General features: G+C 47.0%; 17 protein-coding genes and 4 pseudogenes. 17 read left to right on the forward strand and 4 right to left on the reverse strand.

Annotation, left to right across the window (positions count from 1 at the left end):
* Positions 1–15: 15 nt before the first annotated feature.
* Positions 16–1,415, reverse strand: a pseudogene (locus JCM12259_RS13790) (DUF3945 domain-containing protein).
* 457 nt (positions 1,416–1,872) lie between these two features.
* On the opposite strand from JCM12259_RS13790, the gene JCM12259_RS04380 reads away from it, so the two are divergent.
* The 11 genes and pseudogenes from JCM12259_RS04380 to JCM12259_RS04425 all read left to right on the forward strand — a co-directional run bounded on the left by JCM12259_RS04380 (position 1,873) and on the right by JCM12259_RS04425 (position 15,434).
* Positions 1,873–4,170, forward strand: a complete 2,298-nt coding sequence (locus JCM12259_RS04380; protein WP_159105370.1) for a TonB-dependent receptor — start codon at positions 1,873–1,875, stop codon at positions 4,168–4,170.
* 21 nt (positions 4,171–4,191) lie between these two features.
* Entirely contained in the window at positions 4,192–5,430 is a 1,239-nt protein-coding gene (locus tag JCM12259_RS04385) for a DUF4374 domain-containing protein (RefSeq protein ID WP_051132058.1), read from the forward strand.
* Positions 5,431–5,612: 182 nt separating this feature from the next.
* Positions 5,613–6,002: a hypothetical protein gene (locus JCM12259_RS04390; protein ID WP_106042318.1), complete on the forward strand. Its 390-nt coding sequence runs from the start codon at positions 5,613–5,615 to the stop codon at positions 6,000–6,002.
* Between the two features lie 123 nt (positions 6,003–6,125).
* Positions 6,126–6,308: a hypothetical protein gene (locus JCM12259_RS17165; RefSeq protein ID WP_234396543.1), complete on the forward strand. Its 183-nt coding sequence runs from the start codon at positions 6,126–6,128 to the stop codon at positions 6,306–6,308.
* Entirely contained in the window at positions 6,257–6,721 is a 465-nt protein-coding gene (locus JCM12259_RS13795) for an outer membrane beta-barrel protein (protein ID WP_234396544.1), read from the forward strand. The genes JCM12259_RS17165 and JCM12259_RS13795 overlap by 52 nt, the downstream gene beginning before the upstream one ends.
* 70 nt (positions 6,722–6,791) lie before the next feature.
* Positions 6,792–7,405 (forward strand): annotated as a pseudogene (locus tag JCM12259_RS13800) (TetR/AcrR family transcriptional regulator).
* Positions 7,406–7,432: 27 nt separating this feature from the next.
* The gene (locus JCM12259_RS04405) at positions 7,433–9,187 is read left to right on the forward strand and encodes an ABC transporter ATP-binding protein (protein ID WP_025065558.1); all 1,755 of its coding nucleotides are present in this window, start codon (positions 7,433–7,435) and stop codon (positions 9,185–9,187) included.
* Between the two features lie 21 nt (positions 9,188–9,208).
* Positions 9,209–10,935 (forward strand): annotated as a pseudogene (locus JCM12259_RS13805) (ABC transporter ATP-binding protein).
* 6 nt (positions 10,936–10,941) lie between these two features.
* Entirely contained in the window at positions 10,942–13,302 is a 2,361-nt protein-coding gene (locus JCM12259_RS04415) for an efflux RND transporter permease subunit (RefSeq protein ID WP_025065559.1), read from the forward strand.
* A gap of 45 nt (positions 13,303–13,347) precedes the next feature.
* Positions 13,348–14,127 carry an outer membrane lipoprotein-sorting protein gene (locus JCM12259_RS04420; RefSeq protein ID WP_025065560.1) on the forward strand — a complete coding sequence of 260 codons (780 nt, stop codon included), beginning with the start codon at positions 13,348–13,350 and terminating at the stop codon, positions 14,125–14,127.
* 2 nt (positions 14,128–14,129) lie between these two features.
* A complete protein-coding gene (locus JCM12259_RS04425) occupies positions 14,130–15,434 on the forward strand; it encodes a DUF1302 family protein (protein ID WP_025065561.1) in 1,305 nt (434 codons plus the stop codon).
* Positions 15,435–15,455: 21 nt separating this feature from the next.
* Here the strand turns inward: JCM12259_RS04425 and mobC are convergent, their stop codons facing one another.
* From mobC to JCM12259_RS04440, 3 genes and pseudogenes are all read right to left on the reverse strand, one after another.
* A complete protein-coding gene (gene mobC, locus JCM12259_RS04430) occupies positions 15,456–17,459 on the reverse strand; it encodes a conjugal transfer protein MobC (protein ID WP_025065562.1) in 2,004 nt (667 codons plus the stop codon).
* A 76-nt stretch (positions 17,460–17,535) separates the two neighbouring features.
* Positions 17,536–18,813 (reverse strand): annotated as a pseudogene (gene mobB, locus JCM12259_RS13810) (conjugal transfer protein MobB).
* Positions 18,810–19,223: a plasmid mobilization protein gene (locus JCM12259_RS04440; protein ID WP_025065563.1), complete on the reverse strand. Its 414-nt coding sequence runs from the start codon at positions 19,221–19,223 to the stop codon at positions 18,810–18,812. Before JCM12259_RS04440 ends, mobB begins: the two are co-directional and overlap by 4 nt.
* A gap of 592 nt (positions 19,224–19,815) precedes the next feature.
* Here JCM12259_RS04440 and JCM12259_RS04445 point away from each other — a divergent pair.
* The 6 genes from JCM12259_RS04445 to JCM12259_RS13815 form a co-directional block, all read left to right on the forward strand.
* Positions 19,816–20,619, forward strand: a complete 804-nt coding sequence (locus JCM12259_RS04445) for a ParA family protein (protein ID WP_025065564.1) — start codon at positions 19,816–19,818, stop codon at positions 20,617–20,619.
* Positions 20,606–21,124 (forward strand): DUF3408 domain-containing protein, encoded by a 519-nt coding sequence (locus tag JCM12259_RS04450; protein ID WP_025065565.1) that lies wholly within the window; start codon positions 20,606–20,608, stop codon positions 21,122–21,124. The genes JCM12259_RS04445 and JCM12259_RS04450 overlap by 14 nt, the downstream gene beginning before the upstream one ends.
* On the forward strand, positions 21,121–21,897 hold the full coding sequence (locus JCM12259_RS04455; RefSeq protein WP_025065566.1) for a hypothetical protein: 777 nt from the start codon (positions 21,121–21,123) through the stop codon (positions 21,895–21,897). The genes JCM12259_RS04450 and JCM12259_RS04455 overlap by 4 nt, the downstream gene beginning before the upstream one ends.
* A 156-nt stretch (positions 21,898–22,053) precedes the next feature.
* Positions 22,054–22,356 (forward strand): DUF4134 domain-containing protein, encoded by a 303-nt coding sequence (locus JCM12259_RS04460; protein ID WP_004365152.1) that lies wholly within the window; start codon positions 22,054–22,056, stop codon positions 22,354–22,356.
* A gap of 3 nt (positions 22,357–22,359) precedes the next feature.
* On the forward strand, positions 22,360–22,695 hold the full coding sequence (locus tag JCM12259_RS04465; protein WP_025065567.1) for a DUF4133 domain-containing protein: 336 nt from the start codon (positions 22,360–22,362) through the stop codon (positions 22,693–22,695).
* Positions 22,692–23,294, forward strand: a 603-nt coding sequence (locus tag JCM12259_RS13815) for a TraG family conjugative transposon ATPase (RefSeq protein ID WP_148299569.1), incomplete at its 3' end; no start/stop codon positions are given. The genes JCM12259_RS04465 and JCM12259_RS13815, both read left to right, overlap by 4 nt.

Raw genomic sequence — 23,294 nt, forward strand, 5'->3', positions numbered from 1 at the left:
GTATTATTTTAAGGGTTACATCTTACGTCCACGGCGCTGTTGTTTCTTCTCGTCCTGCTTCTGCTTTTGGGCAGCAGTGGGCTGTGTCTGCCCGGACTTTAACGGCTCGTTCACGTTCTTGGTGGCTTCGTTGGTCTTACCTTGGTTGTTTACGGCAATCTGTGTTTTGTGTTCTTCGGCTACGGCTACCACCTTTTCCTTGCCGGTCTCCTGCTTCTTGTCAGGATTCCACTTGTAAAAGCGGGGGCGGTTCTGTTCCTTGTCCATCTTGACGTAGGCATTAAAAGGTTGCCCTTCCTTGTCCACCATATTTTTCAGATAAAGCGTGCGACCGCTATCCAATGCCTCACGCTGCTTGTCGGAGAGTTCCAAACCGCAGAGCTTATGTGGTGCGCCTTGTTGCTGAGAGTGCTGCTGTCGCTCCTTCAAGCCTTGCTTGTTCTTGAAGATAAACTCGATGCCTTTCTTCTCGGCATTGACTTGCAGAGTGGCATTGAAGGACTTACCACTCTTGGCGGTCATTCCTTCCACTTTCACGGCTTTGCCTCAACAAGGTCTTTATACTGTGCATCAGAAAGTGTAACGCCCTTGATTTCCTTAGGGATGTTCACACGGTCAGCACGCAAGGCAATGAGTTCATTGGTCTGCGGGTCAATGGAAATGTAGGCGGCAAATGGCTCACCATTCTTGGGTGTAATTTCGATGGTCTTGCCAAGATTGCCCGTTGCAAGGAGTTGCTCTTTCTCTTCGGGAGAGAACTTGTGTCCCATATAGGGGAAGTCGAGCTGTGGCTCTTTGCGAAGAGGGTGAACTGCCAAGCCGATGTTGCCCTCGCCATCGGTACGGAATGCCAAACGGGCATCGGTATAGATGGTCGTATCGCCCATAGGGATAGCGATGGTAACGAGGTCGCTCTTCTGCCAGTTCAGCATCTTGTCTAACTCTCCGCTCTGCTCCAATCGCTCACGGGTAAGTCCGAGGTTGTCGAGCTGCTTCCAATCAATCTTCGACTCGTCGATGGCGGTGGCGTTCTTCTGCTTGGGCAGGAAATCATCAAAACGCACCTGACTGTCTGCCAACTGCTGCTTATTCTCCGGCTTCTCACGGTTCTGCAGCATGGTGTGGAGCGATGCCACACCTTGCTCCACGTTGTTTGCCACTACCTTGTAAAGTCCAAAGCGTGACGGCTCGTTGAACTGTTTGAGGAAATTGGTCATGAAGTTCTTCAACAAGCCGTCCTTGTTATTGAACTTGAAAAAGGCTGCCTGATGCACGTTTTTGGCTTCCGTTGTTTGGAGCTTGCCTTTGTCGTCAATCCCAGAGACCACTGAGAGTTTTCCTGCTTCTTTCTCGTTCTTCACTTCCGTGCGGTCTTCCAATACCAGCACATAATTGTCATTGTTGTTCGATTCCATAAATCATTGTTTTTAAGATGAATAAATCATTGTCGAATAGCAAAATTAAAGCAATAATATTATAGATTTTGAATTAAAGAAAAGGCGGGAACTCGTGAGAAAAGCAAGGAAATCTCCCATTATTGAATAATGCGTTTTATAAGAAATCACTATTTTTGGGTATTGTGGAGAAATGTCATTATTTCTAACTTTGCAGCATCTAAAAAAAAGTTTATGACAAAGGATAAATATCATATACAAAGAGTTTCTGTATTGAAACAGCATAGAAGCGCATCATTCATCATAGAATGGTGCGCTTTTTTTTGTGAACAAAACTAACTATTGTTCATTTTTGAGAAAAAGAATAGAACAAGTACTTTTTGCAAAAGAATAATGGAGTTTAATAGTAATCATGAGTAATAAAAATATTTTTCACAACTTCCTATTGGTGCTAATTTTCTCATTCACATGGCAGAATATGTTAGCTCAAAAAATCGTTTATGGGCAAATTACGGATGAGCAAACTCACCTGCCGTTAGATGGAGCTTCTATTATTTTAGAAAATACTAATATCGGAACAATTTCGAATCATGCAGGCGTGTTTAGAATGGAACTTCCTCCAAAAAGCAGTAAAAAGATTATTGTTCAATATGTAGGATATAATAGTCGTAACATAATACTCAATAAAAAATCATATGTCAAGGACAGCATTTGCTGTAATGTGGAATTACAGCCATTAAACAACATCTTATCTGATGTACTGGTGTTTGGAAAGAGTAAGGCTCAAAAGCACCGTGAAGTCCCGTCCGCAGTTACCATTATAGATGGTCAATCTCTTAAATACAAGACTGCGACATTAAACGAGATTCTTGACAATGCCGCAGGTATCAAAGTAGCTCAACAAGGCGGACTGGGCAATGCTTCACGTATTATCGTACAAGGGATGGACGGTAAGCGCGTCGGTATTTTTGTCAATGGTATGCCTATGGGAAATTCCGATGAATTTCAACTCAGCAGCATTCCTCTTGATATGGTAGATGAAGTGGAGATATACAAAGGCATCATCCCTGCATGGCTGGGAGGTGACGGATTAGGCGGTGCCGTGAACATCCGGCTGAAAGACTTCAACAAAAATCATTTGGAAATGGCATTTGAGGTAGCATCATACAATACCTATATCGGCAGTCTGCAACTGAAGCAATATATTGGCAAGACCTCAACGGCTTTCCACGCCGGTGCCACGATGAACTATGCTAAAAACAATTATAGTTTTTCTTCTCCTTTTGAATTGGGGCGCATTATCCATCGCGACCACGATGCGTACACGCATGGAGGTTTTAACGTGGGTGTGAGCAGCCAACAATTATGGTTCGACCGATTTGACATCACATTGAGTGCCGACTACTATCGCAAAGAGATACAAGGAGGATTGATGAACGTGCAAAATAATATTCAGCATGCCTTTACGCGGACACGTTCTGCCAATGCGGCACTGAGTCTTGAGAAAAGTTTCTTAAACGGTAAACTCACCGCACAACTACATTCCATTGTTGGTCTTAGTCTCGTCAATCAAGTAGATACTTCACATTATTGTTACGATTTCATAGGTAACAGATTCCCAAGCGGTTCAGGACGCGGAGAGATTGGCTCTGTTCCAAACGATTCACATGACAGGCATACTACCATTCGTGAATTACTCAACCTGACTTATAAGATTGGTGGCAATCAACTTATCACATGGAACACCAATTACCGATATGGTCGGAAGATGCCAAAAGACGAACTTGCCGACCAATACTCGCGTCTGCCTACAAGCGGATACCCAAGTACGGTACACGCCATAGTATCCGGATTGTCTCATAAATTGAATCTAAACAGTGGTAAATTTACCAACGAAATAGGAGTAAAACTTTTTAGTCACCACTCGGAAGTCCTTCCGTTTGCCGAAGCAATCATGTTGCAAGACAAGCTTAAAACATCGACCAACCACAGCACAATGATTGGCTGGAGCGAGGCAATGGCATTTCATCTTCTCCCCAATAATGCACTGACACTGAAAGCCTCAGTGCAATCAACCGTGAGAATGCCCATAGCCGATGAGCTGTTTGGTGACGGAGTATTGCTCCTCCCTTCAGAGAAACTTCGTCCGGAGCGTAGTTTTAACGTCAATGCAGGTGCAATATGGCTTAGTGATGCCAACTCTTATCCGCAGGTGCGAATCGGGGTGAATGCATTCTACATGAGTGCAAAAGACATGATTAAACTGATGTATAGCTCCATGAACATGGCTTATGACAATATCGGCAAGGTTCGGGTGATGGGGCTGGATATGGAAATCGACAGCAAGCTGAACCGCTGGCTGGACATACAGGGAAATATCACATGGCAAGATGCCCGCGACATGAGAAAGGATGCCGTAGGCGGCGGAGAAAATTTTCACTACCGCTACCGAATCCCCAATATGCCTTATCTGTTTGGCAACGTCGGATTACGCCTGCACAAAGATGGTTTGCTGGGCAAGACTTCTTCTTCAGCCTTTTCCTCTACGTTCGGATTTACCAAAGAATTCAGCTACAACTGGGAAGCAAGCAATAACAATACAATGCTTATACCGGCAAGATACAGTTGGGACGTTGCCGTTCACCATTCTTTCAACAAACATTGCCAGCTTAGCTTTGAGATACGGAACCTACTCAACCGTGAAAACTGGGCAGAATTTCGCTATCCGATGGAAAGGCGCACATTTCACTTGAAGATAAAATATATTATTAACTAAATATAAACATAAGTAAAAAGCATGAAAGCAAAAAAAATCTTTTGGGTACTGCCTTGTCTTACCCTGCTGTTTGCAACAACAGTGTCATCTTGTTCAGAAAACAATGACGACCATCCACAGTCTGAAAAGAAGCATCATTTCCTAATGTCTGCACAATCAGACAACAGCTTCTTCATCACCAGCTTCGAGAATTTCAACGAGGGTACGTCCGTGTCTTACGACAAGGCCATAACGCTTCCCACAGGACACCTCTTCATGGAGAAACTTGGAAAGTATGTTTATCTTCAGTCCGGCTCGATGTATGGTTATGGTGGCGAGCAAACTCTCCACAAATACGAAGTAAACGCAAATGGACAACTGTCTTCTCATCCTGTGGGTTCACTTTCCTTCCCGGGTTCACCCAATGTGGTTGAAATCATATTTGCGAATGATACCAAAGCTTATGCAGTCACATGTGCAAGCCGCGGACAACTTATCGTGTTCAATCCGAGCACAATGAGCGTAACGAAGGAAATAGACCTGTCTCCCTATGCAGAGGGTGATAAAGATCCGGACGGAGGCAATGGCATTGTGCGTGACGGCAAGCTGTTCCTCCCTCTCAACCAAGCAAAGTCTATGAAGGAAATTCTTGCGACGCCTGCTCAAGTAGCTGTCATTGACGTAGCTACCGATAAGGTAGAAAAGGTTATAAAGGATGACCGTGCAACGAGCCTCGGTATGGTCGGACATACATCGCCTGTTATGGATGAAGCCGGTAACATCTATTTCAACACGGGACCTCGTGCGGCAATGATGTGTCAGTTTATGCCCGGCAAGGGGTACAAAGACGGACTGCTGCGCATCAAGAAGGGAGAAACGGATTTTGACAAGGACTTCTATATGAGCCTGCAAACAACCGAAGGCGCGGAAGTTGGCTCCTACGGTATGTACATGACCTATGGCGGCAATGGAAAAATCTACACGTTCCTCTATAAACCTTCACTCGTAAAGGATCCCAACGATCAGACTTATATCGTCAACAAATGTTATGTCCCTTACGAGATTGACGTAAACAAGAAAACAGGTCGTATACTTCCTCTTCCAGCGTCATGCGGCTGGGCTGCCAATGCCATCATCAAGGTGGAAAGCTCCATTTATTTCGGTGAACATACCGACAACGGCATAGGATTCTATCGTTACGATATGGCAACAGGGAAGGGTTCCACGCAACCAAGCGTGAAGACGCCAAGTGGTGCCTATAAAGTGATTTCACTCGACTAAACGAGTTGAGGGTGTATCAAAAAAGTTGGCACATTCTCTTAAATGAAAGAATAAGCGCTGTCCCACACCGGGACAATGCTTCTCGAAAAGAAAAAGCGCTGTCCCGCTTTGAACAGCACTTCATTAGGAAACCTGCCGGATTCGTCCGGTAATTAAACATTCAAAATTAAAAACATATAAGGATGAAAAAGAATCTTAAAATTTCAATTCTATGGGTTGCCATAGTCGCAGGCATGTCCGCGCATTCTCTGACTGACATGATACCTCTTTTCTGGAATGCCAACATTGCCGTTTATAACGATGGTGTAGCACCGATGTCAATGCTCGTATTGATGGCCGTTGTTTCACTCACGATACCAATGACAGGATTGCTCCTTTCGCTCTATGCCCGCAAGCGCTGGCATAAGACGGTACATCTCTGTCTCGCCGCCTTCACAGCCCTGTTCTGTACGGTACATAGCACGGAACTGATATTCAGCTTTGAGCTTCCGCAGCTCTTTATCCATCCTATGCTGGTCATAGTGAGCATTGCGCTCGCTTATGAAGCGTGGAAATGGAATAATAAAGAATAAATCATTCCGAACGTTCATTCTACAAATAAAAAACGCATTATATCAAAATGATAAGTGCGTTTTTTAACCTGTCAGATTGAACGGCGTTCACTTTTCTTATAGCTATCAATAAACTTTTTGATAATGAAAAAACAGCTATTTATATTTATCCTATCACTCGTTCCACTCATCGGCCGGACGCAAGAGCAACACACTTCGGCTTTTCAAGAAGACGATCATGAAGAGGGATTGTTCATAGGCGGTGCCGTTACTTATTGGAACAACACGAAAACCAAAGCCACCACTTTGCAGTTCTGCCCGAGATAGGCTGGCACTTCAATGAAACGTGGGCCGCGGGCATCATGTTGGGTTATGCCTTCAACTCCGAGCGTGGCGATAATGAGCGCGAAAAGACACACACCCTTAAAATTTCGCCTTTCGCGCGCTACTATTATCTTCACAAAGGCCCGTTCAACCTCTACTTAGACGGTGGCATCGGCTACAACTACATCTCTCCAACCGATCCGAACAAAACAGATAAGCACCACGGCTTCGAGATAGGACTGCGTCCGGGCGCATGCGTGGACCTGACAAAAGGACTGTGCCTCTGTATGCGCATGGGGTTTGCGGGCTATCGGAAAAACTATTTCACAGGTGAGGAGCGGGAAATCGGCAATGACGGCTTTGGGATCCACTTTGCTCCGGAGGAAGTGATGATCGGTCTGGAACTGGAGTTCTGAAGATACCGTATTCTCACCGATTACCCATGCGATATGAATGAATTATATTCCCTTTCCTTAAAATTTGACTATGCAGACATTGAAGACAGACATAAAGCAACGCATATTGCAAGTTGCCCATAGAGAGTTTATCAAAAATGGTGTGCAGCGTACGTGCATTAGAAACGTGGCGCGTAAGGCTGGCGTGACTGTGGGAAACCTGTATCATTATTTTGACAGTAAGGATACACTGTTTTGTGCGGTATTGCAACCATTGCTGACCGCGCTTGACCGCTATATCCTCTCGCATAATGATGAGGAATTTCTCTCGCTCGACGTGTTCGATTTGCGGCAACAGCAAATCAATCACATCATGGCGATGCTCACTCTTGTCAAGCAGTTCCGCCCCGAACTGCGCCTGTTGCTGTTCAATGCCGAGGGAACTTCGTTGGAGGGGTATAAAAACAAAATCATTGATCACCAAATGAAGGTCGGCATGGAATACCTCCGACTGATGAAAGAACGATACCCACACATCAACACCAACATCTCTCCATTTCTGATTCATCTCACCAGTTCGGCTTGGACGACTCTCTCTGCGAATTGGTGGAACACGAGGAATATAGTGAGGAGGAAGTCAAACAAGCACTCATGCAGTACATCACCTTTGGAACGGCAGGTTGGAAAGAGCTGATGAAACCATAGGATAACATTCAAAAAAACAATCATGATATGTTCAAAACACTCAAACGATTAGGAGCTTACATGGGAGGGCGCAAGTGGTTGCTGCCCTGCTCCGTCGGGCTGTCGGCAGTCAACGGACTGCTCTCGCTCGTCCCGTTCGTTCTTTTGTGGCTTGTGGTGCGCACGCTGCTCACCGCGGAGGGCAGTCTCGCCGATGCACCCGTATGGGACTATGCCCTTGCCGCCTTCATCGTGTCGGTGGCAAACGTGCTGCTCTACTTTGCTGCACTCATGTTCTCGCATCTTGCTGCGTTCCGCATCGAAACCAACATGCGTCGCAAGGCAATGCAGCGACTCATGCGCGTGCCACTTGGATTCTTCGACACGCAGAACACGGGACGTATGCGCAAAATCATTGACGAGGACTCAGCGCAGACCCACACCTTCGTGGCGCACATCCTGCCCGATGTGGCGGGGAGCATCGTTGCCCCCGTTGGCGTCATGGTGCTACTGCTGACGGTCGATTGGCAATTGGGCTTGGCAGCCATGCTGCCAATCATCTGTGCCTTCGGCATCATGGGCTATATGATGAATCCCAAGAACAACGATTTCCAGCGGATGTATCTCGATGCACAGGAGAAGATGAGCGGCGAGGCGGTGGAGTATGTCCGTGGCATTCCGGTAGTAAAGGTTTTCCAGCAGACGGTCTTCTCGTTCAAGCGGTTCCACGACAGCATCATCCGCTATCGCGACCTTGTCATCCAGTACACGCTGATGTGGCGGTCGCCTATGTCGGCCTATACCGTTGCCATCAACGCCTTTGCCTTCGTCCTCGTACCGGTAGGTATCATCCTGATTGGGCATGGGGGAAGCGTGGCGATCATCGTGGCCGACCTCATTCTCTTTATCGTCATCACACCGGTCATCGCAACCAATGTGATGAAGATGATGTATCTCAGTCAGAATCTATTCCTTGCCAATGAGGCGGTGGACAGATTGGAGAAACTCACCGATACTGCTCCGCTGCCCGAGAGCGGCACGCCCCGGATGCCACAAGCCTGCGACATTTGTTTTGAGGAAGTCTCGTTCAGATACGACGGCGCGGAAAAGGATGCCGTCAGCCACCTCAGCCTCACCATTCCCGAGGGGCAGACGGTGGCACTCGTTGGGTCTTCGGGCAGCGGAAAGACAACCATAGCACGGCTCATTCCCCGCTTTTGGGATGTGTGTGAGGGAAGTGTGAGCATCGGCGGAGTGGATGTCCGGCAGATGGATAAGTCGCAACTGATGCGCAGCGTGTCGTTTGTATTCCAAAATACCCGCCTGTTCAAGACCTCGCTCTTGGAGAACCTACGCTATGGTAATCCCGAAGCAACGGCAGAACAGATAGACCGGGCGATAGACCTCTCGCAAAGCCGTGAAATCATCGACCGACTGCCCCAAGGTTTGGATACGGTCATTGGAGCGGAGGGCACTTACCTCTCCGGTGGTGAACAGCAACGCATCGTCCTTGCGCGTGCCATTCTGAAAGATGCACCCATCGTGGTGCTTGATGAGGCTACCGCCTTTGCCGACCCTGAGAACGAGCATCTTATCCGAAAGGCTCTGGCACACCTCACTCACAGCAAGACCGTCCTCATGATAGCTCACCGACTGACCACCGTGCAGAATGCCGACAGCATCGTGGTGGTGGACAATGGGCAGATAGCCGAACAAGGAACGCACGAGGAACTGATGACCCTGCAGGGACGCTATCACACGATGTGGAACGAATATCAGAAAGCAGTGGCATGGAAACTATAACCAATCAAAGGAGACACCAAGATGATTAGATATTTTCAAAACCGTTTCACCCTTTCGGACAAAGGGGCAAAGGACTTGCGCAGAGGTATCGTCTTCTCAACGCTACTCAACCTTGCGCTGATGTTGCCACCCACTTACCTCTTCCTCTTCCTCATGGAATACTTGGAAGTTGGCACCGACCAACACACATTGTGGTTTTATATATTGTTGGCAGTGGTGTTGATGGGCATGATGTTCTTCATCGCCCGGTGGCAGTATGACAGCACCTATACCACCATCTATAACGAGAGTGCGCAACGCCGCATCAGTTTGGCAGAGAAACTGCGCCGTCTGCCGTTAGCATTCTTCGGCGAGCGTAACCTTTCCGACCTGACTTCTACCATTATGGAAGACTGCACCTCATTGGAGCAAATATTTTCTCATGCAGTACCCCAATTGTTCGCATCGGTGCTGAGCATGTTCATCATAGCCGTAAGCCTGTTCTTCTACGACTGGCGACTGGCTGTCGCCCTCTTTTGGGTGGTGCCGATGGCTCTGGCAACTTTGCTCTTGGCAAGACATCAGCTGGACAAAGCATTTGTACACCTATATCATGTGAAACGTGGGGTTACCGAGCAAGTACAGGAAGGATTGGAATGTGTACAGGAAATCAAATCGTATTGCGGAGAAAAGGCTTATAACCAAAGTTTTGATAAGAGGTTGAAAGATTATGAAAAAGAATTGGTCAACCATGAACTTGTAGCAGGTGTTTTTGTTAATCTTTCTGCTATGATATTAAAATTGGGTATGCCTACTGTCATTATCACTGGCGCATGGTTGTTGCAAAGAGGCGAGGTGTCAATCTTTATTTATCTGGCATTTCTCCTTGTTTCGGCAATGGTCTATAATCCTATTCAGGACGTGTGCAACAACCTCGCCATCCTTGCTTTCCTCGATGTGCGCATCAATCGCATGAAGGAAATGGAGCGATGCCGGAGCAGGAGGGAAGCAAGGAGGTAAAAATGGATAATTACGACATCGAGTTCCGCAACGTGAGCTTTGCCTACGAAACCGAAAAGCAAGTATTGCACAATGTTTCCTTTACAGCAAAGCAGGGAGAAGTAACGGCACTTGTCGGTCCGTCGGGAGGAGGAAAGAGCACTACTGCCAAACTTGCCGCACGCTTCTGGGACATTGACGGTGGAAAGATTCTATTAGGCGGAAACGACATCGCTCACATCGACCCCGAGACGCTGCTTCGCAACTATGCCGTGGTGTTTCAGGACGTGTTGCTTTTCAATGCTTCCGTTTCCGACAATATTCGCATCGGTAAGCGTGATGCCACCGACGAGGAAGTGCGGCGTGTGGCACAACTGGCACAGTGCGACGACTTCATCAGCCGTATGCCGCAGGGATACGACACCGTTATCGGCGAGAACGGCGAAACCCTTTCAGGTGGCGAGCGACAGCGTATCTCCATTGCCCGTGCGCTTCTGAAAGACGCTCCCGTCATTCTCTTGGACGAAGCCACCGCCAGCCTTGATGCCGAGAACGAGACAAAGATTCAGGCGGGCATCTCCGAACTGGTGCAGGGTAAGACCGTCATCATTATCGCTCACCGCATGCGCACCGTCCGCAATGCCAACCACATCGTGGTGCTCGGTGGCGGAACGGTTATCGAGCAGGGCACGCCCGAAGACCTCATGGCTAAAGGTGGAGAATTTGCACGGATGGTAAAACTGCAACAGGAAAACAATAATGAAAAATAAATAGCAATGAAAATCGAAAACATCAACAGAAAATTCAGGCAGTTGGCGGTGTGGATATTACGCCACCGACTGTTGGTAATGGGGCTGTTTGCCCTGCTTATCGCTTTCTCGTTCGTGGGTACAAAGCGCATCGTCATGAAAACATCGTTCGACGACTATTTCGTGAGCGATGACCCGATGTTGCTCAAGACAAACGAGTTCAAGTCCATCTTCGGCAACGACTACTACGTGGCGGTATTAGTGAAGAACAAGGACGTCTTCTCCAAGCGCAGCCTGACACTTATCCGTGAGTTGAGCGAGGAGCTGAAGGACAGCCTGTCGTATGCCGACAAGGTTACATCGCTCACCGACCTTGAATTTACCGTCGGCACTGAGGAGGGAATGACCATCGAGCAGATAGTGCCCGACGAGATACCTTCGGATGAGGCTTCGCTAAAGGAAATCAGACGCAAGGCATACAGCAAGCCCTATCTCTCAAAGAAACTGGTGTCGAAGGACGGTACGATGACATGGATCATGGTGAAGCTGCGTCCCTTCCCGGAGGATAGCGTATGGAAGAAAACGAGCGATATTGCCCCGGATATGCTCACGGGCAAGGAAGCCGGGCACATCATCGGCAAGGCGAAATACGCGAAGCTGTCGCCTGCTGCCGCAGGAATGCCCTATCTGAGCTACGAAAAAGTGGTTTATCTGAAACATGAAATGGGGCGGCTGTTCCTCATAGCTTTCCTTGTTTCCATTGTGGTGATGATTGTCGTAACCCGTTCATTGCGGGGAGTCATCGCCCCGTTGCTCACGTCGGTGTTTGGTCTTCTGATAAGTTTTGGTGTGATAGGCTGGACCGGACTGTATATAGATATGACTACCGCCATGATAGCGGTCATACTGGCCTTTGCCTGTTCCATTGCCTACAACATCCATCTGTACAACTTCTTCAAGACGCGGTTTGTGGAAACAGGCAGGCGCAAGGCTTCCATCACCGATGCCGTAGGCGAAACCGGATGGGGTGTTTTGCTGTCGGGATTGACAACCATAGCGGCTATGATGACTTTCCTATCTATGAAGATAGTCCCCATGCAGGCTATCGGCGTGAACACCTCGCTGTGCCTGCTTTCGGTATTGATTACCTGTCTGATTGTTACCCCTGTAATACTCTCATTCGGAAAAGACCGCAAGCCAAGCATAGACGTATCTAAGAGTCTCGAAGGATACGTCGGCGGACGGTTTGAGCAGTTTGGTAGTTTCATCCTGCGTCGCCACCGCCCGATATTCATTGTCTCGGTAGCCATCACGCTTTTTTGCGGCATCGGCATGTTCTCCATCGAGCCGGCATTCGACATTGAGAAGACTATGGGACGGAAGGTGGAATATGTAAAGAAATTCCTCGACCTCTGCGACACGGAATTAGGAAGCATGTACTCCTACGACCTGATGATTACACTGCCGCATGCCGACGACGCGAAGAAGCCCGAGAACTTGAAAAAACTCGACCAACTGGCAACCACCACGGAAAGCTACCCGCTCACCAAGCGGCACAATTCCGTCACGGACATTGTGAAAGACATGAACTGCACGCTCAACGGCAACAATCTGAAGGAATATCGCATTCCCGACAATGCCGACATGGTGGCTCAGCTCTTGCTGCTCTATGAGAATGCCGGAGGTACGGAGTCGGAATACTGGATGGACTATGACTATCAGCGGCTACGCCTGCAAATCGAGTTGAAGAGCTACAACTCCAACGAGGCGGAAAAAGAAATGGATTTGCTCCAAACCGAAGCACGCAAGCTCTTCCCCGGCGCACATGTATCGGTAGTGGGCAATATACCGCAGTTTACGGTGATGCAGCAGTATGTGGAGCGTGGACAGATGTGGTCGATGCTGCTCTCGGTGCTGGTCATTGGCGTGATACTCATACTCCTGTTCAGAAGTTGGAAGGTGGGACTGGTGGGAATGATACCCAACATCGCCCCCGCCATCATCGTAGGCGGCATGATGGGCTGGCTGGGCTATCCGCTCGACATGATGACAGCCTCGCTCATTCCTATGGTTTTGGGTATCGCCGTCGATGACACCATCCACTTCATCAACCATTGCCATGTGGCGCATAATCGTTATAATGACTATAACATGGCTATCCGCAAGACTTTCCGCACGGAGGGACTGGCCATCGTGATGTCAACGGTCATCATCTCGGCTACATTTGCCGGCTTCATGTCGTCGGACGCCACGCAGACGAAGAACTGGGGCTTGCTGGCTGTAGCAGGTATGGTGTCGGCATTGTTGGCAGACTTGTTCCTCACGCCGATACTTTTCAAATATTTGCGGGTGTTCGGAAAGGAAAAAGGTTCAAAAACAAATAGTTAAACAAACAAGTAAGGTTAAAATATTCAATCATAAAATATAAAGAAAATGAAAACAAGACATTTTATTTTATCCCTTATTGCCTTGATGACAATGAGTGTTGCACAAGCAGCTGGTCTCACCGGAAGAGACATTATGCAAAAGGTAAAGAACCGTGCCGATGGCGATACACGCTATGCCACCGTGGAAATGACACTTATTCAAAAAAGTGGGCATAAGCGTGTGCGAAAAATTGAATCGTGGGCAATGGACGAAGGTAAGGACACAAAGAAAATCATGTTCTTCACCTATCCCGGCGACGTGAAGGGCACGGGATTTCTCACTTGGGACTATGACAATCCCGGCAAGACAGACGACAAATGGCTCTATCTCCCTGCCATGAAAAAGACAAGGCGCATTAGTGGAAAGTCATCGAAGACCGATTACTTCATGGGCAGCGATTTTACATACGACGACATGAGTACACGCAGCGTGGACGAGGAAACACACACGCTGCTGCGTGAGGAAGTGGTAAGCGGACACAAATGCTGGGTGGTGCAGTCCGTGCCTAAGGACAAGGGAGAAATATACTCAAAGCGCATCACATGGATCAGGCAGGACTGTCTGATGGTTATTAAGGCGGAATACTACGATAAGCTCAATAAACTGCATCGCAGCCTTACCATTTCGAATATAAATAAAGTGCAGGGATTCTGGACGATGCACCTCATGCAGATGGAGAATGTACAGACGGGGCATAAGACCATCATCAAGATGGACAACCAGCGGTTCAACGTCAAGGTTGCGCCCAATCTCTTCACTGTCTCCAAACTGGAAAAAGGACTCTGACCATGAAAATACTGCGATTATGGACGCTGTTGCTTGTGCCGATATTCTCGGCACAGGCATTTGCCCAGATTGATACGCTGACGGTGGAGAATGATTCTGCTGATACGGAATATATGCAAGAGGAAGAAACGGATGACAACGCCTTGCGTGTTCAGGTAAAAGGCTTCCTCGACACATACCATGCCGTCAGGACAGAAGGCAGGAACGACTGGATGGCTTCGAGAACCCGAGCGCGCGGAGAGGTGAAACTTGAAAAAGGAGCAGCTTCCCTTTTTGTTTCCATGAACGCTACCTACAACGGCGTACTGAAAGACCGCACGGGACTGGAACTGCGTGAGGCATATCTTGCATACACCAAAGGAAACCTTGACCTTCGGGTGGGGCGGCAGATTGTGGTATGGGGAGTGGCAGACGCATTGCGCGTTACGGACTGCGTGTCGCCGTTCGACTATACCGAGTTCCTTGCGCAGGACTACGATGACATCCGTATGCCCGTCAATGCCTTGCATGCAAGATACACGTGGCATTCGGTAACATTCGAGGCGATATGTAATCCCGTGGCGGATTTCTTCATCCTTCCCACCGACCGATGCAATCCGTGGGCACTGACTCTGCCGTCAGCCCCTCTTCCCTATACCATAGATTTGGAAAGTGGCAAACCGGAGAAAAGACTTCGGAATATGGAGTACGGCGGGCGGATAACGACCAATCTCAGCGGGATTGATTTTTCTCTGAGTGCCCTGCGGACGTGGAACAAGATGCCTGCTCTTTCCCTTGCTGTGTCCGACGATGGAAAGTCGCTTTTAGCCAAAGGGGAATACCGCCGGATGACGATGCTCGGAGCCGACTGCTCTCTGCCTGTCGGACAGATTGTCCTTCGCGGCGAGGCTGCTTGCTATTTCGATGAAGCGCAAAGCAGAGGTGTGGGAAAAGACGTAGTATGCCGAAATACGTACAATATCCTTGCCGGTGTGGACTGGTATCCGGGCAACGATTGGAACTTCAGTGCACAATACTGCCACAAATATACGGCGGGGAACCTTGACGGTCTTTCCGTTTATCGTAATGCCGGCCTTGCCACGGCAAGAATATCGAAAGAACTGCTGCGGAATATGCTGAAACTTTCAACATTCGCCTATATTGACGTAACCAATGGCGGCGTTTTCAACCGCTTCTCTGCATCCTATGCCTTGAACGACCAAATCGAACTCACCGCCGGCTATGATTACTTCCATGCCGACAAAGGCAAGTTTCAAATGTATGACAGAAATTCTGAAATATGGGCAAAGATGAAATATAGTTTTTGAATGACATAAAGACATTGCATCTCATTCTTTTATAAGATGACAAAGAGAAGGATCTTCTTTTATCCTTTTTATTTCTTTTTCAATCAAAACAATTATTTCTCGCTTAACACATTTATAGTTGGCTTCGATAGTCTCTTTGAGATTATCGGAGCCATCTTCGTTTTGAAACGCATTGATTTCAGGAATGGACTGGTATTGCTTCATTTCGGCAGAGACTTTAGCACTATCCACCACTATTTCAGCATGGAAAATCTTTTGGTCAATGCGTTCGTCAAAGTTGTCGGACACTGCACCTACGAACATACCCTGTGTGAGGTTGCTGATTTTCGATGCAGGGATAAGACTATCCATCTGGGTCGAGATAGAGGTGGATTTATCATTACGGTTGATTGTCATAGACTGCCGTTGTTGAAGCACCTTGCCGAAGCGTTCGGAGAGAGTCTTGGCAGTTTCACCTACCACTTGCCCACTGAACACATTGCCCACTGTGTTTTGTATCACCTTGCTTTCCTTATCCCCATAATCGCGGGTAAGCTGCGAGAAGTCTTGAAAGCCCAGACACACGGCAACCTTGTTACTACGGGCTGTGGCAATGAGGTTGTCAAGCCCACGGAAATAGATGGTCGGCAACTCGTCGATAATCACAGATGATTTGAGTTGCTTTTTCTTGTTGATGAGTTTCACGATACGGCTGTTGTAAAGTCCGAGTGCTGCTGAGTAGATATTCTGGCGGTCGGGATTATTTCCCACGACCAACACCTTCGGCTCGTTGGGATTATTGATGTCGAGCGAGAAATCATCACCTGTCATTACCCAATAGAGAGCCGGCGAAATCATACGTGAAAGCGGTATCTTGGCACTGGCAATTTGTCCCTGCAACTGGTCTTGCGCTCCGCCCTCCCAAGCATCCATAAAGGGAGAAAGGTAGTTGGCAAGCTCATCGTAGGAAGTAAGTATCGGAAATATCTGTGCGTACGGACGGTTCAGGAATTCGATGGCATGGGGAAAGGTGCAATACTTGCCGTTCTCATATATCTTCAGAAACCAGATAATGGCGGCAAGCAAGATAATCGGTGATTCGACGAAAAAATCTCCCTGCTTCTGTATCCACGAGCGGTTGAGGTTGAGCATGATGGTGTAGGCACTCTCGTAAGCATCCGATATATCTGTCATAAAGGCAGGATTGATGGGATTACAGCGATGGCTCCTGCGTGGGTCGTCGAAGTTTATCACATAGAATTGTGGTTTGACTTTATAAGCATCTAAATGATGAAGCAGGTGATTGTAGGCAATCTCCGACAAATCGGGGAACTTGTAGTCGTAGATATACATGGCAAAGCCTTTCTCAATCTGCTGTTTGATGTAGTTATTCACAATGGCGTATGACTTACCCGAACCCGGTGTGCCGAGTACCATTGAGGCACGAAACGGATTGACCACGTTAATCCAGCCTTTGTTCCACCTTTTCTTATAATAGAAGCGTGTAGGAAGATTGACCGAGTATTCATTTTCCATCAGCCTTGTTTCCTGCATAAAACTCTCGTTCTCCGTATTGAACACGTCGTCCATCAAGTTGTTTTTGAGCAGTCGGCTCATCCACACACCTGCCATCAGCAGACAGATATAGCCCACAGAGAGTGTAAAGATATAGAGCGAAGCTGCCCCCATCTTACCAATAGGCAATGCCAATAGCCACCAATTCAGGAAGAAAAACACAAAACCTGCGAAAAGCACCGTCCAAATCTTTGGCCATGTGATTTTCTCCTCCTTCACGCCTTTTGTGCCTAAACACGATAAAGCGAGGAATACCACACAAAAGAGTTTCGTCCATAAGATAGATGAAAACAATCCCGTAGTACGTTGAAAATTCATGAGTATCTTGTCAATGATACCAAGCGTGAAGTGCCACGACTGAAACGCCTCGTAGCAGAACCAATAACAGTTAATAAGGAGGAATATCACCGAAATTCCCCGCATAAAGTCTATGACTTTACCTAATGCTCTTAAATCGTCTTCTTGTGCCATAATGCTATTTTATTGTTGTTAGAATATCGTTTGAATACTATTTGAAAAATCTTTGAATACCATTTGAATGGTGCCATTATCGCTTCCTGCGTCTAAGTTTTACCTTACTTTGTTTTCGGAGTTTGCGTTGCCATGCCGCTTCTTTCCAATCATCGTTACCCGATGAAGAGAAGGATTCTCCCACCATATCGTCGATAAGTTCATCAACAAGGTTGTCGCCTTCCTCTGCGTCTTGTTGTAATAACCGCATGTTATTTATCTGTTCATGGCTAACGGACGGATTACCATAAAGCGTTTCATCCGAGAATGGATTTTTCTCTGGGTTAGAGAAGTACTCGTTAAACTTATTGGCGGCATATCCTTTACCCAATCGAGAACCATTGAGCGCAATGCCTTTTTCATCATCAATGAATGTAATACCATAGATGCGTCCACCCTCATTCTTGCGGATTATAACACGCAAGCCTTGTTCCTCCAATCTTTGTCGAAGTCTTTCCTCCGTTTGGGGAGAAGTACGCATTACTTCTAATACCTTTCTTCTGACGGCTGGTATCAATGACTTAACCGCCTCTTTCGATTTTTGCATCTTGTTCTGGATAGTAGCATACCCCACACCACGACCGATGTCCGAGGCGTGAATGGGTGTGCTCACCTTATTTCCCTTATCATCGGTAAGCGCATAGACCAACCCATCATATCGCTTGCCCCGATACTCGATCTTTACCTCCTCTACCGCAAGGTTGTATTTACTCAGAATGGCATTCAGTTCACCTAAGGAACAGAAGGTATAATGCTTCATAGCAGAATGTACGGTGTTAGCCACCTGTTCCTTGATATTCCCTTGCACAACATTGAACTTTGGTGTTTCTGTTGTTGTTCTCTCACTGACCTTTGAACTTGGAATGAGGTTATATTTCTTTTCCAGAGCATCAGTAATCTTTTTGCTTCGCCTGCCCTCATACCTGTCATTGATTTTTCTGCCTTGGCTATCCACCCGAAGCGAAACGATGTGGATATGTTCACGGGCAATGTCATTATGCTTAAAAACGATGTAGGGTTGCTTGCCATAGCCAAGTGCCTCCATGTACTCCTTCGCAATCTGCGTGAGTTGCTCATCAGATAGCTTCTCGTCCGGATGCGGATTGAGCGAGCAATGGAACACCGTTTTCTTCGTTCGGCATTTCTTCGGTATCAGAGCTCCATATCAGCAAACACTTCCTCCATCGTATAATTACCTTCCTTGTCTTGATACAACTCAGCAGCAAGAAGAATGCTCGCTTCCCCTTTCTCCACCTTTTTGAAGTTATACAAGTGCCCCTCCGAGATTTTCTGTGGCAGAAATCTTCGCTATCATCTTTTGCGGTAGTCTATGGTTAGATTGATAGCCTGCTCCTGTAAGGCTATGATTTGAGTCGACAGTTTCTCCAATTTTTTAAGCAGGATTTGTGCTGTCTTGACCGAATGATAACTGTTGATGGCACGAACAGTTTGATTATATAGCACTCCAATTTTATGGATTTGTGCCGTCAATTCCGAGAGTTTCCGGTAATATTCCACGGCGGATTTATCCACCGTGATGACCTTAAAACTCTCTCCAAGAATACGCCCACGCACAAAATCCGACTTCGTTTCTGCTCCTGAACGCTGAAACAAGTCAATCGCTTTTTGCTGGTCTTTGAGATTGGGAAGACGTACATGCCAGTTATCCCAGCGTGGCTTTTCCACCTTTTTTCGTTCTGAACGATGTTCTGTGTCTTTATTCATATTCATTTGGTCTTCTAATTACGACTTTGGAGTGATTATCTCCCTCGCACCGAGGCAAGGGTCTTTGTGGTACAACTGTAAGTTTGTGTTACAAAGACACACCTTGCCGGTATCAAGAAATGATACGATTGAAGTATCCACCCTTTGGGGGCGTCTGCTTCGGGATATTACCTCCATGTATTATTCTCGCCTGCAAAGTTACGGCGGATTTTCAAATATCTCATTATCAGTGATATTCACTCTTTTTCCTTGCATTTCCCTGCACTTCATCGGTGTCATATAATCAGCCAAAATATCATTTATTTTGCAGTCAAAACGAGCGAACTATGGTATGACGACACAAGCAAAAGACACATCGTATTACCATTGGCTTGCACCAAAGATGCAAAGAAGAAACGAAACATATTCATGACAATTTGTTGTCATGACAAACTATTGTCAGTACAACAGATAGCAAGAACTATAAATCGTCCTTTCAGACTATCGCACGAACCATACGCAGCCAGAACAAACTGTCTGCTGATACTTCTCAAGAATGAGAGCACATCCAAACATCAAATAGACAAGTAATATGAACTAAGAAATTATCATTATGGAGAACAAACAACAACGCCCCATCTTTCTGGGGTTCTCCTCGCAAAAGGGAGGAGTCGGAAAAAGCACGCTTGCCGAAATCGTAAGCAGCATATTGTACTACGAACAGGGCATCAACCTCTTCGTGGTGGACTGCGACCTGTCGCAGGATTCCTTTTACAAGCTGAGAGAACGTGAGAAAAGTGTCATTCAGGGAAGCGAGGAACTTTCCAAGTCCATGCAGGCATTCTTTCAGCACCTCGGCAAAAAGGCATACAGAATTTACAAGTCCAGCCCCAAGGAAGCCGTCAAGGCAGCACAAAGTAAGATTGACGCTATCAGCAATGAGAAGTACCAGTTGGTTGTGTTCGACTTTCCCGGTCATGCAGGAACAACGGAGCTGATGGAACTGTCCCTTCAGATGGACTATATCCTATCTCCACTTGAAGCCGACATACAGTCACTCGTCTCTTGTATGGCATACGCCAAGACCATCACGGATATTGGTGTTTCTATGTCCGACTCACGGATAAAGGACATTATCCTGTTCTGGAACAAGGTGGACAGAAGGGTAAGGAACGTCATCATTGACGAATACACAAAACTTATCCAAGGACACGAACTCACACTCCTGCCCGGCTATGTATATGCCACACACCGTTTCTCCCACGAACTTTCCACATACGGGCTACGAGGCGTGTTCCGTTCTACCTATCAGCCTCCTGCAAGGGGATTACGAACGGGCACGGGGCTGGATGAACTCGTCTCCGAGATAATTCAACGTCTCAAACTAAAAACAAAAACAGAACATGGCAACGATTGAGGAAAGAAAGCAGCAACTGGAAAAGAAGCTGAAGAAAATGGCAGAGGACAATGTAGTGGTGAAACCTGTCACGGTCCCCAACCCCTTCGATCCATCCGAGGACACCGAGCCTTCCCTCGCAACATCACGAGAGGAAGACAAAAGTTCGGAAGAAATGAAGACGGCAAAAGAAGAACGAACAGACGAAACTGGAGGAGAGGAAATCGGGAACACGGAACCGAAAAGAGAAAGAAAACCGAGAATAGAAAAGTCTGGCATGTCGTCCCTTTCCATAGAGGAATACCGTTCCCTATACTTTCATCCCGTACGTTCGCAAATGCGGACGGCTTTCTCCATCAATTTGGAGACATTACAGAACCTGCGCAATGTGCTACAAGACTTAGGAGAAAGGGTATCTATTGCTTCCTATATTGATAATATCCTCCGGGAGCATCTGCGGGAACATCAGGAACTTCTCAATAATGCAGCAGCAAAGCAAAGACGTAAGACAACAATAACACTATGATGGAAACAATACTTTTCAGTTTTATATTGGTACTCATCATCATTTGGATGATGCTTGGTATCCTGTATTTCTATATGCGGTATGTATCTCCGTATGACTTCATTATCAAGAAAAACGGAAAGAGCGATGAAGATAGCAAGAAGAAAGGAGCAACGAAGAAAAAAGACGGACAGAAAGGAAAAGGAACAATAGAGCAAGCCGAGTTTGTACTGATTGGAAAAAGCCGTTCCACTTCCCCGATTATCCCACAAATTCCCTCTGTTTCATCATCTGAAAATTCAAAGCAGAATAATAATAATTTTGCACCGCAGAACTCCGAAAAGGAGGAAGAAATGAAAGAGGACAACGAAATGGACGTTGATTTCGAGATGGAGAGAGTGGACGAAGATGAGATTGTCCGTGAGGAATTAAACCTATCCATCGAGTCCACATCGGGCGAAGCCGAAATTTCGGAGCAGTCCGTCCTCGCACGTGACTTAGTCCGCCTGCAAAAGTGGGCAAAGAACAGTGAGGAGGCTAATGAGGAAGAAGTCAAAGAGACCGTTCTGCAGCTTCAAGACTCAGACCTGTTGGATAAGTACAAAGAAAACATCGCCAAGATGCTGGGTGAACAAGCCTTGCTATTGGAGAAAATCCGTAAGGCGGAAGAAAAGGAAGAACAGAGTGCTCAACCAGCAATGCTTTCATCACAAAACCCAACACCTCCTGTTTCTGGCATATCTGACACAGCGGTTGGCGATGCTGACGACAAACCGCTGTCCTATTATCTGTAAAAATGGTTTCTTGATTTTCATATTTTGGAGGAATGCAGGGGTGGCTCAAAAGTAAAACAATCAACCAATATCAGTCATACGATAAAACCGAGTCACCCCTTACCACCTCTATCTAAAAGAAAATAATTCATTTAACAACATAAAATAAAAAGAACAATGAACAACAAAAAGAAAATCACAATGCTGTTCCTGCTGACGGCTACAGCCATAGGAGCATACGCACAAGGCAACGGCATGGCGGGTATCAATGAAGCCACAAAGATGGTAACAAGCTATTTTGATCCCGGAACAAAGCTTATCTATGCCATCGGAGCCGTGGTAGGTCTGATTGGAGGAATAAAAGTGTACAACAAGTTCTCAAGTGGTGACCCCGATACGAGCAAGACCGCAGCCTCTTGGTTCGGTGCGTGTATCTTTCTCATTGTGGCTGCCACAATCTTGAGAAGTTTCTTCCTGTAAAAGATGGCTAATTGGGAAATCAATAAAGGTGTAGGTCGGACGGTGGAGTTCAAGGGCTTGAAGGCGCAGTACCTCTTCCTCTTTGCAGGAGGGTTGCTGGCAGTCTTTATTCTTGTGGTTATTCTCTATCTCTGTGGAGTCAGCCAAATTACCTGTCTTGTCATAGGCGTGCCGGGTGCCACCATAGTGGTGTGGCAAACGTTCGCCATGAACCGCAAGTACGGGCAGTATGGGCTGATGAAGCAGGGGGCAGTGCGTATTCACCCACGCTACCTTGTAAACCGCCGTACGGTCTGCCACCTTATCCGTAACCTTCAACCAAAGAAAGCGAAGAAATGAGAAACAATAGCAAGATAACAACCTTAGAGTCGAAGTTCCCACTGCTCTCCGTAGAGCAGGGGTGTATGGTGAGCAAGGACGCTGACATCACGGTGGCTTTCCGTGTGGAACTACCCGAACTCTTTACCGTCACCTCTGCCGAATACGAGGCGATGCACTCGGCTTGGCACAAGGCTATAAAAGTGCTACCCAATTACAGCATCGTACACAAGCAGGACTGGTTCATTAAGGAGGACTATCAAGGAAAACTCTCCGATGGCGGACTGAGCTTCCTTGCCCGTGCATCTGAACGGCACTTCAACGAGCGTCCCTATCTCCACCACTCAGTCTATCTCTTCCTTACCAAGACGAACAAGCAGCGTATGGCACAGCAGAGCAACTTCTCTTCGCTCTGCCGTGGACACCTGCTGCCCAAGGAAATCACCAACAAGGATGAAGTGATGAAGTTCATGGAAGCAGTGGACCAGTTTGAGCGCATCATCAACGATACCGAGCAGATAAGGATTGTCCGCATGACTGAAGAAGAGTTGGTTGGCACAAATGAAAAGGGCGGTCTGCTTGACAGGTATTTCTCTCTATCTGAAGAAGGGCATGCGTCT

The sequence above is a fragment of the Hoylesella enoeca JCM 12259 genome, from assembly GCF_000613405.1.
Classification (GTDB): Bacteria; Bacteroidota; Bacteroidia; order Bacteroidales; family Bacteroidaceae; genus Prevotella; species Prevotella enoeca.

Bases quoted from the DNA above. Each gene is read 5' to 3' on its own strand.
- JCM12259_RS04380 (WP_159105370.1), top strand. From the start codon at position 1,873: ATGTTAGCTCAAAAAATCGTTTATGGGCAAATTACGGATGAGCAAACT.
- JCM12259_RS04385 (WP_051132058.1), top strand. From the start codon at position 4,192: ATGAAAGCAAAAAAAATCTTTTGGGTACTGCCTTGTCTTACCCTGCTG.
- JCM12259_RS04390 (WP_106042318.1), top strand. From the start codon at position 5,613: ATGAAAAAGAATCTTAAAATTTCAATTCTATGGGTTGCCATAGTCGCA.
- JCM12259_RS17165 (WP_234396543.1), top strand. From the start codon at position 6,126: ATGAAAAAACAGCTATTTATATTTATCCTATCACTCGTTCCACTCATC.
- JCM12259_RS04405 (WP_025065558.1), top strand. From the start codon at position 7,433: ATGTTCAAAACACTCAAACGATTAGGAGCTTACATGGGAGGGCGCAAG.
- JCM12259_RS04415 (WP_025065559.1), top strand. From the start codon at position 10,942: ATGAAAATCGAAAACATCAACAGAAAATTCAGGCAGTTGGCGGTGTGG.
- JCM12259_RS04420 (WP_025065560.1), top strand. From the start codon at position 13,348: ATGAAAACAAGACATTTTATTTTATCCCTTATTGCCTTGATGACAATG.
- JCM12259_RS04425 (WP_025065561.1), top strand. From the start codon at position 14,130: ATGAAAATACTGCGATTATGGACGCTGTTGCTTGTGCCGATATTCTCG.
- mobC (WP_025065562.1), bottom strand. From the start codon at position 17,459: ATGGCACAAGAAGACGATTTAAGAGCATTAGGTAAAGTCATAGACTTT.
- JCM12259_RS04440 (WP_025065563.1), bottom strand. From the start codon at position 19,223: ATGAATAAAGACACAGAACATCGTTCAGAACGAAAAAAGGTGGAAAAG.
- JCM12259_RS04445 (WP_025065564.1), top strand. From the start codon at position 19,816: ATGGAGAACAAACAACAACGCCCCATCTTTCTGGGGTTCTCCTCGCAA.
- JCM12259_RS04450 (WP_025065565.1), top strand. From the start codon at position 20,606: ATGGCAACGATTGAGGAAAGAAAGCAGCAACTGGAAAAGAAGCTGAAG.
- JCM12259_RS04455 (WP_025065566.1), top strand. From the start codon at position 21,121: ATGATGGAAACAATACTTTTCAGTTTTATATTGGTACTCATCATCATT.
- JCM12259_RS04460 (WP_004365152.1), top strand. From the start codon at position 22,054: ATGAACAACAAAAAGAAAATCACAATGCTGTTCCTGCTGACGGCTACA.
- JCM12259_RS04465 (WP_025065567.1), top strand. From the start codon at position 22,360: ATGGCTAATTGGGAAATCAATAAAGGTGTAGGTCGGACGGTGGAGTTC.